Origin of the sequence: Mesorhizobium sp. RIZ17, from assembly GCF_051127865.1 — a bacterium.
In the GTDB taxonomy this organism is placed as follows: Bacteria; Pseudomonadota; Alphaproteobacteria; order Rhizobiales; family Rhizobiaceae; genus Mesorhizobium; species Mesorhizobium humile.
In genome coordinates this window covers 5034402-5049418 of record NZ_CP147861.1, presented here as the reverse complement: position 1 = coordinate 5049418, position 15017 = coordinate 5034402, and the positions used below count along the sequence as shown (strand labels likewise).

Sequence of the window (15017 nt, the reverse complement as noted above, 5' to 3'; positions counted from 1 at the left end):
AAAGCAGGAAGCCCGCCAAATGGCGGGCTTTTCTCTTTTGTAGGCTTGTCCTGCAGATCCGCGCCTGAAGGTGCGCTACAATCCGGGCAGTTGAGCTCTGCTACCCCATCCCGCTACACGTGGCGCCAACCGCGAAGGCTATTGTCTAAAGGCCCGGCTGATCTGGTCCTGCAGCGGCTTGACCAGATACGACATCACCGAGCGATCCTCGGTCTTGATGAAGGATTCCACCGGCATGCCGGGCACCAGCTTGACCTCGCCAAGCCGCGCGACCTCGGCGGCGGTCGTGGTGATACGCACCGTGTAATAGCTGACGCCGGTGCGCTGGTCGGTCGTGATGTCGGGCGAGGTTCGTTCGACCACGCCGTCGATTTGCGGTGTCGTGCGCTGGTTGAAGGCCGAAAAGCGCAGCGAAGCGGGTTGGCCGACCCACAGCTGGTCGATGTCGCTCGGCGCGATCTTGGCTTCCACCGCCAGACTGTCATTGTCGGGCACAACCTGCATGATCGTCTCGCCTGGCTTCACCACGCCGCCGATCGTATAGGCGATCGACTGCTGCACGACACCGTCCTGTGGCGCGCGGATGTCGACCCGCTTCAATTGATCCTCGGCGGCGACCTTGCGCTCCAGAAGTTCGCCCATCTGGCCGTCGACGTCGCGCAGGTCCTTGTTCACTTCGGTGCTGAGGTCGAGGTCGATCTGAATGATCTGCAGCTTGATCTCGGCGATGCGCCCCTGAGCCTGCGCCTGGGCCGCGATAAGCTGGCCACGTTCGCCATCGAGGCGCGTGGCCTCGCGCTCGGTCTGGGTCAGCCGATCGATGGAGATGAGCTTCTTGGCCCAAAGCGTTCGCACGGAAGCGAGCTCCTTCTGCACAAGCTCGATCTCCTTGCTCTTGGCCTGCGCCTGCGCGGTATCGCCGATGATCTCCTTCTCCAGTTGGGCGATGCGTTCCTCCAGCTGGCTCTTCTGGCCGGCGCGGGATGTGCGCCGCGTCTCGAAGTGCTGTTTTTCGCCAGACACCGCCTCGGCGACATCGGGATCGGCAACGCGGTCCAGAAGATCGTTCGGAAAGATAATGGCATCGCTGCCGCGGCGCTCCGAATCGAGGCGCGCCTTGCGCGCGGCGAGTTGGTCGAGCGCCTTGCTCACCACGCCAAGATTGGCTGCCGGCACGGTGCGGTCGAGGCGAAGCAAAAGGTCGCCGGCCTTCACACGATCGCCGTCCCGGACATCGATCTCTGCAACGATGCCGCCGGTGGAATGCTGTACGTCCTTGACATGGGAATTGACGACCAGGGAGCCGGGGGCGATCACCGCGCCGGCGATCTCGGTGACCGACGCCCAGCCACCGACGCCGCCGGCAAGCAGGATTACGATGCCGACGCCAAGCCGCGTATAGAAACGGATCGAGGCATGGGACGTGCCCGAAACGGTCATCAGTGCCCTCCCTCCGTTCCGTCGCTGAGAGCGCGCGGAGCGTTCTCGGCTGCCACTCTTAACGGCGGAGCGGTACCCGACACGGACCGCAGCGTCGGAAACATTTTGGCGAATACCTCGTCCTTCGGGCCGAAGGCGTGGATGCGTCCCTGGTTCATCGCCAGCACGAAATCGACGGCTGTCAGCACGTTCGGCCGATGGGCGACGATCACAACGATACCGCCGCGTTCGCGCACACCCAACATCGCCTTGATCAGGGCCTGCTCGCCATCCATGTCGAGGTTGGAATTCGGCTCATCCAGGACCACGAGGAAAGGATCGCGATAGAGCGCGCGGGCCAGCGCGATGCGCTGGCGCTGACCGGCCGAGAGCGCCTCGCCATGGTCGCCGATCTCGGTTTCGTAGCCTTCACGGAACCCGACGATCAGCTCGTGCGCCCCCGCCGCCTTCGCCGCGGCGATTATGGCGCCGGCATCGGCATCGGGCTCGAAGCGGGCGATGTTCTCCGCCACTGTCCCGGCAAATAGCTCCACGTCCTGCGGCAGATAGCCGATGTGGCGACCACGCTCTGACTGCGACCACTGATCGAGATCGGCGCCGTCCAACTTTATCCTGCCGATGACGGGAAGCCAGGCTCCGACAAGCGCGCGCACCAGCGTGGATTTGCCCGAGCCGCTCGATCCGATGATGCCGACGCCGTGGCCTGCCTCTATGGCGAAACTCGCGTCCTGAACCAGCAGCCGCTGGGTACCCGGCGCGGCGACCCCGACGTTGAGCATGCCGACATTCGCGCTCGGCGGCGGCAGCAGCAGCGGCTCGGTTTCAGCCGGCAACGCTGCCAACACCCTGTTCAGCCGCTGCCAGCCCTGGCGCGCGGTGACGAAGCCCTTCCAATTCGCGATCGCCAGATCGACCGGAGCCAGCGCGCGGCCGCTGAGGATCGAGGCGGTGATGATGATGCCCGCCGTCGCCTGCCCCTCGATGACCAGCCAGGCGCCGAGGCCGAGCATCGACGACTGCAGCAGCATCCGCAGGACCTTCGATATTGCGCCAAAGCCGCCAGCGACATCGCTCACCTTGCGCTGCTCGGCGACGTATTCAAGGTTGGCGCCTTCCCACCGCGCGGCGAGCCCGCCTGCCATGCCCATCGCGGCAACGACCTCGGCGTTGCGGGTCCCAGCCGAGATCAGTCCATTGCGCCGAATACCGGTCAGAGTCCCGGATGAGACCGGCTTTCGCGTCAACCGCTCGGCAAGCACGGTCAGCGCAACCAGAATGATCGCACCGAACAGCGCCGTCACACCAAGCAACCAGTGGAACATGAAGATGATGACCAGATAGAGCGGCAGCCACGGCAGGTCGAAAAGCGCGGTCGGTCCCATGCCGGACAGGAATGCACGCACGCTGTCGAGGTCGCGCATCGGCTGCAGGCTATCGCTCCCGCGGCCGCTCTTCAGCGGCAACTGCAGCATCGACGTATAGACACGGCGGCCCAGCGCCTCGTCCAGGGCCCCGCCAATGCGCACCAGCACTCGACCGCGCACGAAATCGAGAACGCCCTGCCCGCAATAGAGGACGAACAGCAATATGGTGATACCCACCAGCGTCGGCAGGCTGCGGCTTGGCAGCACGCGGTCGTAGACCTCGAGCATGTAAAGCGAGCCGGTAAGCATCAAGATGTTGAGCACGCCGCTGAACAACCCAACCGCGAGGAAGGCCGACCGGCAGGAGCGAAGTGCCTCGGCGAGCTCGGAGCGCGCAGATTGCGCTCGCCGCCCTTTCGGTTTTGCCGGCCGCTTGCCGCCTACCGCCGTATTGGTTTGCCTGGCGATATCGCCGACGTTGCTGTCCGGTGTGGACCGGCGTGCGCGAAACAAAGCCAAGCCGCCGAAGCCCACGATCGCCACCCCGGCGAGCGTCTCCCCCAAAGATCGGGGCCGGTCTGGCGAAAGCCAGCCGGCGCCACCCAAGAGGAGCAGCACAGCGCAAGCAACAAGGATCAGGCCGAGGAACCTTACCTTTGCCTGCGCTGAACCAGATGCTGCCTTATTTACCATTGCCGAAGCGACACCGAACAAAGCATGGCGGTCAATTCACCTGGCGCTTCGCACTTCATGCGCGCCAACGCAGCATCAACCGCCGTCATTGGCGTAGACATGCAATATCGCCCCCTCGAAGGTCATGCCGGTGTTGTTGTAGAAATCGAGTTCCTGATGGACCAGGTTTCCGGCCAGCTCCAATCCGGTGGGGGTTTCGTCGTCCAGACCAACGTTCCAGGCTGCGCTGCTCGCCTTCACCGCGCTTCCGCCGCCCCAATCCTCGGAATGAGAAGAGGATGTCCCGCCATTCGTAACCTGCAGCCAGTCGATCGCCTGGTCGAGATACTTGTGCGGGCTATTGGGGTCGGAGGCGTCGCCGATCGGATTTCCGGCCAGATAGTTGAGCCAGGTGGCCACCGTATCGCGAGCAAGGACAAAACGTGTGTCCTGCAGGTCCTTAGTGGATGCGTTGATCACCTTGAGCGCATCGGCGTAAGAGATGAAGAACGTGTCCTCACCGGGGCCGGTCACCCCGTCCTTGTTGTAGTCGCCGATCAGAAGACCTTTGGTGGCATCCGTATGCCCGTCGTTGTTGGAATCGACGGCGTAGAGCAATTCACCGGAGGCGAAGTTCGGGCCGGATTTATCGACGCCTGCGACGCCATCCCAGAACGACTTGCCGAGGTTGCTCCAGAAACCGGGAGTGCGCACGCCGGGGCCGTCGAATGATTGGACCGTCGCGGTATCGTTGGCGGACACGTCGTTGGTGGTATCGTCGTCGTGGGCATGCACCACGACCGTGTTGGTTCGAGTGTCGGCATTCGGAAGCAAGTTGAACGAGCTGTCGGCCGTGAAGACCCAGGTTTCGTTGCTGTCGACCTGATAGTCGTTGTCGAGATCGCCGGACACATAGTGAGTGCCATGCGAGCTGTTGGCCACGAAGCCGCTGAGCAGATTGATGTCGTCACCGGTGTTTCCCGGTGTGCCGTTGTCGTCGATGAGCGAGGTCAGTGTCAGCGGATCGAACGCACCGGCCGCGCTCGTGTTGGTTATCTCATAATGATAGGTGACGTTCTGTGCACCCGACTGGACTGTTTCCGATGAATGGAAGATGCCGTCATGATTGGCATCGACGGTCTTCTCGATGGCGATCGACGGCGCGACGTCGTTGACCGTCACGGTCGCAGTGTCGTTGGCGGACACATCGTTGGTGCTGTCGTCGTCGTGGGCATGCACAACCACCGTGTTGACGATGCTGCCCGCATTGTGGGCGTCGATGCCCACGGTGGCGCTGAACACCCATTTCTCGTCGCTGTCGACCAGATAGTCGCCGTCGGTGTCGCCGGAGACATAGTGCGTGCCATGTGAGGAGTTGGCGACGAAGCCGGCCAGCAGGTCGATGTCGTCGCTGGTATTGCCGGGCGTTGCATTGTCGTCGATCAGCGAGGTCAGCGTCAGCGGGTCGAAGGCGCCGGCAGCGCTCGTGTTGGTCACCTCATAGGTGTAGGTGATATCGGCAGCCGAACCCTCATTGATCGAGGTCGGGTCGGCCGTCTTCTCGATGGCGATCGACGGTGCGACGTCGTTGACCGTCACGGTCGCGGTGTCGTTGGCCGACACGTCATTGGTGCTGTCGTCGTCATGGGCATGCACCACCACCGTGTTGACGATGCTGCCCGCATTGTGGGCGTCGATGCCCACGGTGGCGCTGAACACCCATTTCTCGTCGCTGTCGACCAGATAGTCGCCGTCGGTGTCGCCGGAGACATAGTGCGTGCCATGTGAGGAGTTGGCGACGAAGCCGGCCAGCAGGTCGATGTCGTCGCTGGTATTGCCGGGCGTTGCATTGTCGTCGATCAGCGAGGTCAGCGTCAGCGGGTCGAAGGCGCCGGCAGCGCTCGTGTTGGTCACCTCATAGGTGTAGGTGATATCGGCAGCCGAACCCTCATTGATCGAGGTCGGGTCGGCCGTCTTCTCGATGGCGATCGACGGTGCGACGTCGTTGACCGTCACGGTCGCGGTGTCGTTGGCCGACACGTCATTGGTGCTGTCGTCGTCGTGGGCATGCACAACCACCGTGTTGACGATGCTGCCCGCATTGTGGGCGTCGACGCCGACGGTGGCGCTGAACACCCATTTCTCGTCGCTGTCGACCAGATAGTCGCCGTCGGTGTCTCCAGACACATAGTGAGTGCCATGCGAGGAGTTGGCGACAAAGCCGGCCAGCAGGTCGATGTCGTCGCTGGTGTCGCCGGGCGTTGCATTGTCGTCGGTCAGAGAGGTCAGCGTCAGTGGATCGGCAGCTCCATCTACGCTCGTGTTGGTCACCTCATAGGTGTAGGTGACGTCGGTGGCCGAGCCTTCGTTGATCGAGGTCGGATCGGCCGTCTTCTCGACCGAAACCGCAGGAGCGTGGTCCACACTCGCGTTAGTGATAACGCCCCATTCCTCGAATCCGCCGTCCGATTCGCTGGGATTGCCGAACGCCGAATAGAGGTAAACATAGGCACCGTTGGCGCCGGTAAAGTAGCTAGTGGGGATATAGACAAAGAGATCGCCTTGTCCGCTGCCTGCCGGGGCGTCCTTGCCGGCATCCAATTGAACGGTCACATCACCATCGGTGAAATTTCCATCCATGTTATAGAGTAGTTGCTGACTCTGCAGCGTCGAGAGACTTGTAATGCTCGGATCCGACGCGGAGTAGATCTGCAGCGAATTCAGCGACAGCAACGATCCCGAAGTGCTGTTCGGCTCGTTGGCGTCGAGCTTGAAGACGTAGTAGTCGTGGCCATCCACAGTCACGACCTGCATGTCGCTCAGGAGAAGCGCGTTGGTGTGCTCCTGTTGTTTGTCATTCAGCGGGAGGGGGGTGCCGTCTGTGTTGAAGCCACTCTCGGTTCCGTTCGCGCCAAGCACCAGGAAAGAATTGTAATTGCCTGTGCCGGCGTCCCCTTGTTGCTCGGCAGCAAAAATAGTGCCGTCGGTCAACGTCTGCGAAGTCGTCGCACCGGTCAGATCAACTACTGTGGCCATTGAACTTCCTCCACGGGCGCACACGCCCTTTGGCCGCGCAAGGCGGCGAATTACCCCATGCCAAAGGCGCCGAGATCGGCGCCCGAATTCAGTGAGGAGGATCAGCTTGGCGTCCGGCAAGCCGCACCCACCGGCTCCGGCCGGCGAGCAGCAGATGGCGGCTCACGACGGCTGGCGATCCGATGATGACGGCTAATGCGGCATGGATGCCGCGCTGCACTTCCCCTGCCCCAGTAGCGCGTTACTCGTTGTTGCCGGTCACGAGATTGTTCACGCCACTCTATATTAGGATATTATTAACTCTACCGCAGCGTGCGTCAACGGGCAATTGGATGAAGAGTTAATGACAAAGGCCAAACTTGCGCGTGAACACGCGCCAATCAGAATAAAGAATACTTTGCTCTATTCTTAGGTCTTATTTTATGAGGGACCTTTGCGTCATCCCCATCAGACCTCAGGCGCCGGCCTTCGGTGTCCCCATTCCCCAACGGCGCGATCCCCGAGGCTCTCAGACCACCTTCTTCTTGCCTCGCCTGCCGCCATGCGCTTCCACGGCCTTCTCGACGGCGCGCTTCAATTCGTCCTTGATCTCGACCGTCTCGGCCATCAACGCCTCGATCTTGAGGAATTCGAGCACGCGGTATTTCGAGACATTCGGCCGGATCAGAATGTCCGGCGGGTGCTGCCTGAGCTTGTTGGCGATGATCGACTGCATCATCAGCTGGGTGGCGCCATACATCAGGTCGACGGTGGTCGGATGCCTGCGCTCGGCCTCGCTCGGCGCGCCGACGACATCGACGGCGATGATGATGTCGGCGTCCTTCTCGATGAGGTCGAAAGGCACGGGGTTGTAGATACCGCCGTCGATCAGCACGCGGCCTTCGCGCGTCACCGGGCGGAAGACCGCCGGGATGGCCGCCGAAGCGGCAAGCGCCGAATGCAGGTCGCCTTCGGCGAACACCGCAAGGCTATGGCCGAAATAGTCGGTCGCGGTGACCTTGAGCGGGATCTTCAGCGCCTCGAACGTCTGCGGGATCGCCTCGGGCAGGAAAGCCTTCAGAATGCGCTCGATGTTGAACTGGCTGACCCGGATGCCGCCCTGCATGGCCTCGGCGATCGTGCCGGGCCGCGAGCGCCACATGCGCGCCGCCACTTCGGCCCGGCTGCCGAGGATCGATCGGGCATAATCGTGGATCTCGGCACCTGTCATGCCCGACGCCATGCCGGCGCCCATGATGGCGCCGATCGACGAGCCGGCAATCGCCGCCGGCTTGATGCCAAGCTCGTCGAGGGCCTCGACGATATGGATATGCGCGAGACCGCGCGCGCCGCCGCCGCCGAAGGCCACCCCGAAGGTCGGGCTCATCCCTTGCCGCCTCCCGCCACCTGCACCAGCGGCGGCCCGATGACCATCACCGCGGGGTCGGTCGACAGGAGCTTCTTCGCCTCCGCCTTGACGTCGGCCAGCGTCACCGCGTTGATGAGAGCCGCGCGCCGCTTGATGTAATCGATGCCGAGATTGTCGATCTGCAGCTCCACCAGCGTCGCGGCGATGGAGTTGGACGAATCCAGATTGTTGATGGCGTAGGCGCCGACCATGTATTTCTTGATCGCCGCGAGTTCCTCCTCGGTGGGACCGTTCTCGGCCATGTCCTTCACCACCTGGCGCACGATCGAAAGCGTCTCGGCGGCGCGGTCGGAACGCGTCGCCGTCGTCACCAGCAGCGCATTGGAATGCTCGTGATCGACGAGATCGGAGCTGACGCTATAGGCAAGGCCGCGCTTCTCGCGTACCTGCTCGTACAGATGCGAGGTAAATGTCGAGCCGCCGAGAATCTCGTTCATCAGCACGGCGGCGTAGAAATCGGGATCGCTCCGCTTCACGCCCGGCCAGGCAAGCTGCAGGGAGGTCTGCGGCAGGTCGTAATTCACTTCGAGCTGCTGGCCGAGCTTGGGCGCGACATCGGCAACCGACGCCAGCGTCTGCTTGTCCGGCAGATCGCCGAACACCTCGTCGAGCCTGCCGCTCAACGTGGCGGCGTCGATATCTCCGACCACCGCCACATGCAGGCCGCCGCGGGCGAAATTCGCCTTGTGGAAGGCCTTGAGATCGTCAGTGGTGATGGCGGCGAGGCTGTCTTTGTTGCCCTCGTCCGGCCGCGCGTAGGGGTGCTGGCCATAGATCGCGCGCAGCCAGCGCTGCTGGGCGATCGTATTGGGGTCCCGCTCGTTGGCGAGGATGCCGGAGAGTATCTGGGCGCGGATTCGGTCGATCGGCGCCTGGTCGAAGCGCGGGCTGTTCACCGCCAGTTTCAACAGGCCAAAAGCCTCGTCCTTCTGGTCGGACAGCATGCGCATCGAGCCATAGGTGCCATCGCGCGCCGCCTGAAAACTCATCTCGGCGCCGGCATCGTCGAGCTTCAGCTGGAAGGCCTCGCTGTCGAGGTCGCCGGCGCCCTCGTCGAACAGGCCGGTCATCAGGTTGACCAGGCCTTCCTTGCCGGCGGGGTCCTGCGCCGTGCCGCCGTCGAAGACGAAACGGATCGCAACCAGCGGGATCGAATGGTCTTCGACCAGCCAAGCGGTGACGCCCTTCTTCGACTTCACCTCCTGGATATTCACTTCGGCGCGCGCGGCAAGCACGGGCAAAAGCAGGAAGAACAGGGCGAAGCAAAGGGTGGCAATGGCGCGATAAACGCGCCCCCCTTCTCCCCTTGTGGGAGAAGGTGTCGCCGAAGGCGACGGATGAGGGGTGTTGGACGGAGTGCGACCCCGGTGACTGCCGGTTCTCAATGTCCGGCGGAATAGGTCGCGTTTCTTCCAGCACCCCTCATCCGTCTCGGCGCTGCGCGCCGATCCACCTTCTCCCACAAGGGGAGAAGGAAAGGTGCTTATACGGTCAAGAACCATGCTCTTCATCAATTCCCCGCCTGCTGTTGCGGCAAGAGATAGCCGGTGGTGGAGCGATCGAGCACAAGATAGCGGGCGGCGACCGCCTTGACCTCATCGGCGGTCACCTTGCGGATGCGGTCCGGCCATTCCTGGACGTCCTTGACGTTGCCGCCCGTGGCAAGTGTCGAGCCATACATGTTGGCCATGTCGTCCTGCTTGTCGCGCGCAAAGATCATGGAGCGCACATAGCGCGTCTTGGCCCGATCCAGTTCATCGTCGCTCACGCCGTCCTTGACGATGCGGGCGATCTCGGCATCGACCGCCGCCTCGACATCGGCAAGCCTGGCGTCGCCACGCGGGGCGCCATAGACGGTGAAGTTGGTGGCGTCGAGCATGGTGCCCTGGAAGTAGGCGCCGGCCTCGGAGGCGATGCCCTGCTTGACGACGAGTTGCTGGTACAACCTGCTGCGGTTGTCGCCGCCGATGATCTCGGCAAGCAGGTCGAGCGCCTCGGCTTCACCGGCCTTGGCCGTATGGTAGGACGGCACGACCCATTGTGTGGAGAAGCTCGGCACCGACACACGCGCGTCAGTGAGCGTCACCGTGCGCTTCGTGTTCTGCTCCGGTTCCACGGGGCGGATGCGCGGCCGCAGGTCCGGGCCGCGAGCGACCTTGCCGTAGGTGCGCTCGGCCATCGCCTTCACCGCGCCGGGTTCGACGTCGCCGGCCACCACCAGCACGGCGTTGTTCGGCCGGTAGTAGGCGTCGTAGAAGGCTTTCGCGTCCGGGCGGTTCAACTGCTCCATTTCCTGCATCCAGCCGATCACTGGAATGCGGTATGGCTGGTTCTGCCAGAGCGTCGCGTCGACCTCCTCGTCGAGCACCGCCTGCGGATTGCTGTCGATGCGCGAGCGACGTTCCTCCAGGATCACGTCGCGCTCGGTCTTGATGACATCGTCGGTCAGAATGAGGTTGCGCATGCGATCGGCCTCGAAGCCCATCATCTGTTCAAGCGCCGAAGGCGGCACCGTCTCGTGGAAGGCGGTGTAGTCGTAGGAGGTGAAGGCGTTGTTGGAGCCGCCGATCTCGGACACGGCGCGGTCGAACTCGCCGGCGGCGTGGTTGGTCGTGGCCTTGAACATCAGGTGCTCGAAGAAATGCGCGATGCCGGATTTGCCGGGCGGCTCGTCGGCGCTGCCGATCTTGTACCAGACCATGTGCGTGACGATCGGGGCGCGGTGGTCGGGGATGACGACCACTTCCATGCCGTTGTCGAGCAGGAAATCCTTGGCCTCACCGTCGTCGGCCGCGCGGGCCGTGGCCGCGGCGAGCGCCAGCGTGCCGACAAGAAGCGCCGCTCGCAGCCCAATCCCCGTTGGTGTCATCAAGATCTCCGGTTCCGGTTGCGCGACGATAGGCAAGGTTCACCGGCGAGGCAAAGTGAATTGTTCGGCATTTTCGAGGCGAGGCTAGTTCGCCTCGACGAAGCGTATGACCGTTTCGCCGTAATTGCGCTCGTCCATCACGGAAAAACCGGCGCCCGGCTCGAACGGCGCCGAGGCAGCTTCCTCGACGACGCAGAGCGCGCCAGGCAGAAGCCAGCCGCCGGCCTTGGCCGAGCGTAGCGCGCGCTCGCCAAGTCCTTTGCCATAGGGTGGATCGGCAAAGACCAGACCGAAGGGCGAGATCGTGCCGGTTTCGCCGAGATGCGTGGCGTCCCGGCGGAAGATCTTGGTGCGGCCGGTGAGGCCATAGGCCTCGACGTTCTCGCGGATCAGGCCTCGCCCTTCCGTCGATTCCTCGATGAAGACGCAGTAGGAGGCACCGCGCGACAGCGCCTCAAGTCCGAGCGCGCCGGTGCCCGCGAAGAGGTCGAGCACGCGGCCGCCTTCGAGCTTTTCAGCGTAACGATGCGCCAGGACGTTGAACACCGCCTCGCGGGTGCGGTCGGTTGTCGGGCGGATGGCATTGCTTTTCGGCGTCGCCAGCGGACGCCCGCGGAACTCACCGCCGACGATCCGCATCGCCACCCCTCTTCGGACCGCGCGGCCTGTCGCCGCCATCGCCTTCGGGACGCTCGCCGCGGGGCTTGCCGAACGGCTTTGCGCCCGGCTTGCCCTTGCCGCCGGGCTTGTAGGATGCCTTGCGCGCCTTTGCCTCGGCGGCCTTGGCAGCATCGGCTTCCGCCCTGCCCTTGCCGATCGGCCGGGCGCCCGGCGCCATCCAGACATTGGCCTTGCGCTGGCCCGGCGGTTCGATCGGCCGCTGCTCACGCTCGGATTTCTTCCCGCCGAAACGGGGCTTGTCGCCAAAGCCACCACGCGGCTTGTCGCCGAAACCGCGGTCGGATTTCGGGCCGCGCTCGCCAAACGCCCTTTCCGGTTTCGTCGAGAGCTTGCTCAGCGCCTCGTCGCGGCTGTCTTCGCGGCGCTTGCGCGCCTTGATCAGACCACCCTCGCCGATCGGCCGGCGGTCGCCGTCGCGCGTGAATTTCGGCCGGTCGGCCTCTTCACGGCGGGGGCCGCCACCGCGCACCGGCTTGTTGGAAAACGGCTTCTGGATCTCGGCATCGAAATTGGCGCCGGATTCCTCGATCAGCCGTTCGCCGAGCTGTTCGCGCAGCACACGGCCCTTGATCTCCAGCACATGACCCTCGGGAAGATCCTCGAGCTGGAACGGCCCGTAGGAGATGCGGATCAGCCGCGTCACGTCGAGACCAAGCGCGCCGAGGATGTTCTTCACCTCGCGGTTCTTGCCTTCACGCAAGCCGAGCGTCAGCCACGCATTGGTGCCCTGCTCGCGGTCGAGCGAGGCCTCGATCGACCCGTAGAAGACACCGTCGACTGCGATGCCTTCGCGCAAGCCGGCAAGCGCGCTCTCCTCGACCTTGCCATGGACGCGCGCGCGGTAGCGCCGCAGCCAGCCGGTGGCCGGCAATTCGAGCACGCGCGACAGCCCGCCGTCATTGGTCAAAAGCAACAGGCCCTCGGTGTTGATGTCGAGCCGGCCGATGGTCATCAGCCGAGGCAGGTCGGCCGGCAGCACGTCGAAAACGGTCTTGCGGCCTTCAGGATCGCGGTTGGTGGTGACGACGCCCGCCGGCTTGTGGAACAGGAACAGCCGCGTGCGCTCGATCGGTGGGATTTCCGTGCCGTCGAGATGGATGATGTCGTTGGCGCTGACGTTGAAGGCCGGTGAGTCCAGCACCTTGCCGTTGACCTTGACGCGGCCGGCCGCGATCAGTTCCTCGGCGTCGCGGCGCGAGGCGATGCCGGCGCGCGCCAACCGCTTGGCGATGCGCTCGCCGCTTTCCGGCGCGGCTTCCGAGGGACGCGGCCTTGGCTTGAAGCCGCCTTCCGGTTTTCCGCCAGCCTCGCGTGGACGATCGCTGAAGTCTCGCTTCGGCCTGTCGGCGAAATCGCGTTTGGGACGGTCGTCGAATGCGCGCTTGGGGCGGTCGAAACGTCGCTCGCCCCGCTCGCCTTCGGCCGCCGCCGGCCGGTCGCCACGCGGTGGGTAAGGCTTGCCGCCCTCACGCCTCTGGAAAGGCTTGCCGTCGCGCGGCGGAGCTTTGCGGAACGGCCGGTCACCACGCTCCCCGCCTTCACCCATTTCACGCGGCTTGTAGCTGCGCTTGACATCGCGGGCCGGGCGCTCGCCTTCGGCCGCCGCCGGCCGGTCGCCACGCGGCGCGTAGGGCTTGCCGCCCTCACGCTTCTCGAAAGGCTTGCCGTCGCGCGGCGGAGTTTTGCGGAACGGTCGGTCACCACGCTCCCCGCCTTCACTCATTTCACGCGGCTTGTGGCTGCGCTTGAAATCGCGGGCCGGGCGCTCACCTTCGGCAGCCGCCGGCCGGTCGCCACGCGGTGTGTAGGGCTTGCGGCCATCGCGCTTCTCGAAGGGCTTGCCTTCGGGGCGCGGGCCTTTGCGGAACGGCCTTTCGGCGCGCTCCGCGCCCTCACCCGCTTCGCGCGGCTTGTAGCTGCGCTTGAAATCGCGGCCCGGGCGCTCGCCTTCGGCCGCCACCGGTCGCTCACGCTTGGCGAACGGCTTCTTGGCACCGTAGGCCGGTTTTCCGTCACGCCCGCCCGTCGGTCTGGAGCCACCCTTGCGTGGCCCGCGTGGAGATTTCTTGTCGTCGTCCATTACATTGCTCGTCTTCGCCTGCTACAGCGCCGCGCGTCCTTGCGGACGCCTAACGCAGGCAGTGTCATCTTGATTTTGCGCATCCAGCGGCGCGGCAAAAACCGATTCCGGTTTTCAGGGTCTCGCGCTAGATAACAGGATCACTCCCGGGTGGCGAGAAGTAATCGGAATGGAAACCGCTTGAAACGACCGGATTTCATGGCCCTGGCGCTTGAAGAGGCCGCGGCGGCGGCCAGCCGCGGCGAAGTGCCGGTCGGCGCTGTGATCGCCAATGGCGGCACGGTGGTCGCAAAAGCCGGCAACCGCACGCGCGAGCTCTCGGACCCGACCGCGCATGCCGAGATGCTGGCGATCCGCGAGGCCTGCCGGAAGCTCGCCAGCGAACGTCTCACCGGCCATGATCTCTACGTGACGCTGGAGCCCTGCGCGATGTGCGCCGGCGCGATCTCCTTCGCCCGGCTGCGGCGGCTCTATTTCGGCGCCGCCGACGAGAAAGGCGGCGCGGTGGTCAACGGCGTGCGCTTCTTCGCCTCACCCACCTGCCACCATACGCCGGACGTCTACCCGGGGATCGGAGAGAGCGATGCCGCCCTCATCCTGAAGGATTTCTTTCGGGAGAGACGGGGTGGTGAATGGTGAATGGTGAATGGTGAATGGTGGGCACGCAGTTGGTAGTCAGTAGTCAATAGTGAGTAGTCAGTAGAGCTATTCACTATTCACTATTCACAGACCCAGCCAGTCGAACCAGCCGCCCTTCTTGCCTTCGGCCTGCGCCTTGAGGCGGCGCTCTTTCTTGTATTCATCCTCGCCGAGCTCGTTCTGCGGCGCGGTGTCAGCAGCCTGGCGATAGGCGAGCGGCGGCTCGCTCAGATATTTGCGGGTAGTCGGATCGCCCTGCTTCTGTTCGGCGAGCCGGCGCTGAACCTCATTGCGACGCGTGACGCTGGAATCATCCGGTGACCAGCGCGGGGGGTGGCTGGATCCAGATTCCGCCATCGCTTTCTTTACTGCCTCGGGATCGGTCTGCACGTCCTCGACCGCTTCAGGCTGATAGTTGGGATCGTTCTGATGCGTGGTGGCGTCGGCGCGAATGCGGGCGCGGCGCGCCTCAGGCGATTCGGGCCAGTCGGCGCTCGCCGTCTCGATGCTCTGCTGCGGCGGCGGCAGGTTTGCCTTCTGCCCGGGCGCGGGCTTCACCAGATCAGGACGCGGCTTGTAGTCGATCGGATCCTTGTGCTTCGGCGTGATCGCAGCAGCGCCGGAAACATCGTCCAAGAGCTGCGCGGCTGCCGTCTTGTCGGTTCCATAGGTGGGCGAGCTCATGCAGCCCGACAGAGCGATGGCCGATACCACAAGCGGCGCCACCAGCGCGGCGCGCGCAAACATTCTGTCGGTCATGCCAAAAAGTCCCACTCTAACAGCCTTTCGGTCGCCACCGGCCAAGGGCACGGTCCCCTGCTTCCCCGC

At 64.2% G+C, this 15017-nt stretch carries 10 protein-coding genes; 1 reads left to right on the top strand and 9 read right to left on the bottom strand.

What is annotated here, in order from left to right; genetic code table 11:
- Positions 1-138: 138 nt before the first annotated feature.
- The 8 genes from WDX12_RS24505 to WDX12_RS24470 all read right to left on the bottom strand — a co-directional run bounded on the left by WDX12_RS24505 (position 139) and on the right by WDX12_RS24470 (position 13550).
- Positions 139-1440 carry an HlyD family type I secretion periplasmic adaptor subunit gene (locus WDX12_RS24505; RefSeq protein WP_320297454.1) on the bottom strand — a complete coding sequence of 434 codons (1302 nt, stop codon included), beginning with the start codon at positions 1438-1440 and terminating at the stop codon, positions 139-141.
- Positions 1440-3347, bottom strand: a complete 1908-nt coding sequence (locus WDX12_RS24500; RefSeq protein ID WP_434722328.1) for a type I secretion system permease/ATPase — start codon at positions 3345-3347, stop codon at positions 1440-1442. Before WDX12_RS24500 ends, WDX12_RS24505 begins: the two co-directional genes overlap by 1 nt.
- Before the next feature lie 225 nt (positions 3348-3572).
- Positions 3573-6512 (bottom strand): hypothetical protein, encoded by a 2940-nt coding sequence (locus tag WDX12_RS24495; protein ID WP_434722327.1) that lies wholly within the window; start codon positions 6510-6512, stop codon positions 3573-3575.
- Between the two features lie 508 nt (positions 6513-7020).
- The gene (locus WDX12_RS24490) at positions 7021-7878 is read right to left on the bottom strand and encodes a patatin-like phospholipase family protein (protein WP_320298258.1); all 858 of its coding nucleotides are present in this window, start codon (positions 7876-7878) and stop codon (positions 7021-7023) included.
- Positions 7875-9134, bottom strand: a complete 1260-nt coding sequence (locus WDX12_RS24485; protein ID WP_434722326.1) for a M16 family metallopeptidase — start codon at positions 9132-9134, stop codon at positions 7875-7877. The genes WDX12_RS24490 and WDX12_RS24485 overlap by 4 nt, the downstream gene beginning before the upstream one ends.
- 296 nt (positions 9135-9430) lie before the next feature.
- The gene (locus tag WDX12_RS24480; RefSeq protein WP_320298259.1) at positions 9431-10789 is read right to left on the bottom strand and encodes a M16 family metallopeptidase; all 1359 of its coding nucleotides are present in this window, start codon (positions 10787-10789) and stop codon (positions 9431-9433) included.
- 84 nt (positions 10790-10873) lie between these two features.
- Positions 10874-11428, bottom strand: coding sequence for a 16S rRNA (guanine(966)-N(2))-methyltransferase RsmD (rsmD, locus tag WDX12_RS24475; RefSeq protein WP_434722325.1), 555 nt, complete (start codon positions 11426-11428; stop codon positions 10874-10876).
- A complete protein-coding gene (locus WDX12_RS24470; protein ID WP_434722324.1) occupies positions 11409-13550 on the bottom strand; it encodes a pseudouridine synthase in 2142 nt (713 codons plus the stop codon). The genes rsmD and WDX12_RS24470 overlap by 20 nt, the downstream gene beginning before the upstream one ends.
- Before the next feature lie 180 nt (positions 13551-13730).
- Between WDX12_RS24470 and WDX12_RS24465 the strand changes: the two genes are divergently transcribed.
- Positions 13731-14189 carry a nucleoside deaminase gene (locus WDX12_RS24465; RefSeq protein ID WP_320298262.1) on the top strand — a complete coding sequence of 153 codons (459 nt, stop codon included), beginning with the start codon at positions 13731-13733 and terminating at the stop codon, positions 14187-14189.
- 84 nt (positions 14190-14273) lie between these two features.
- Here WDX12_RS24465 and WDX12_RS24460 read toward each other — a convergent pair whose 3' ends face one another.
- Positions 14274-14948: a hypothetical protein gene (locus WDX12_RS24460; protein WP_320298263.1), complete on the bottom strand. Its 675-nt coding sequence runs from the start codon at positions 14946-14948 to the stop codon at positions 14274-14276.
- Positions 14949-15017: the final 69 nt, after the last annotated feature.

Bases quoted from the DNA above. Each gene is read 5' to 3' on its own strand.
- WDX12_RS24505 (WP_320297454.1), bottom strand. From the start codon at position 1,440: ATGACCGTTTCGGGCACGTCCCATGCCTCGATCCGTTTCTATACGCGG.
- WDX12_RS24495 (WP_434722327.1), bottom strand. From the start codon at position 6,512: ATGGCCACAGTAGTTGATCTGACCGGTGCGACGACTTCGCAGACGTTG.
- WDX12_RS24490 (WP_320298258.1), bottom strand. From the start codon at position 7,878: ATGAGCCCGACCTTCGGGGTGGCCTTCGGCGGCGGCGGCGCGCGCGGT.
- WDX12_RS24480 (WP_320298259.1), bottom strand. From the start codon at position 10,789: ATGACACCAACGGGGATTGGGCTGCGAGCGGCGCTTCTTGTCGGCACG.
- rsmD (WP_434722325.1), bottom strand. From the start codon at position 11,428: ATGCGGATCGTCGGCGGTGAGTTCCGCGGGCGTCCGCTGGCGACGCCG.
- WDX12_RS24470 (WP_434722324.1), bottom strand. From the start codon at position 13,550: ATGGACGACGACAAGAAATCTCCACGCGGGCCACGCAAGGGTGGCTCC.
- WDX12_RS24460 (WP_320298263.1), bottom strand. From the start codon at position 14,948: ATGACCGACAGAATGTTTGCGCGCGCCGCGCTGGTGGCGCCGCTTGTG.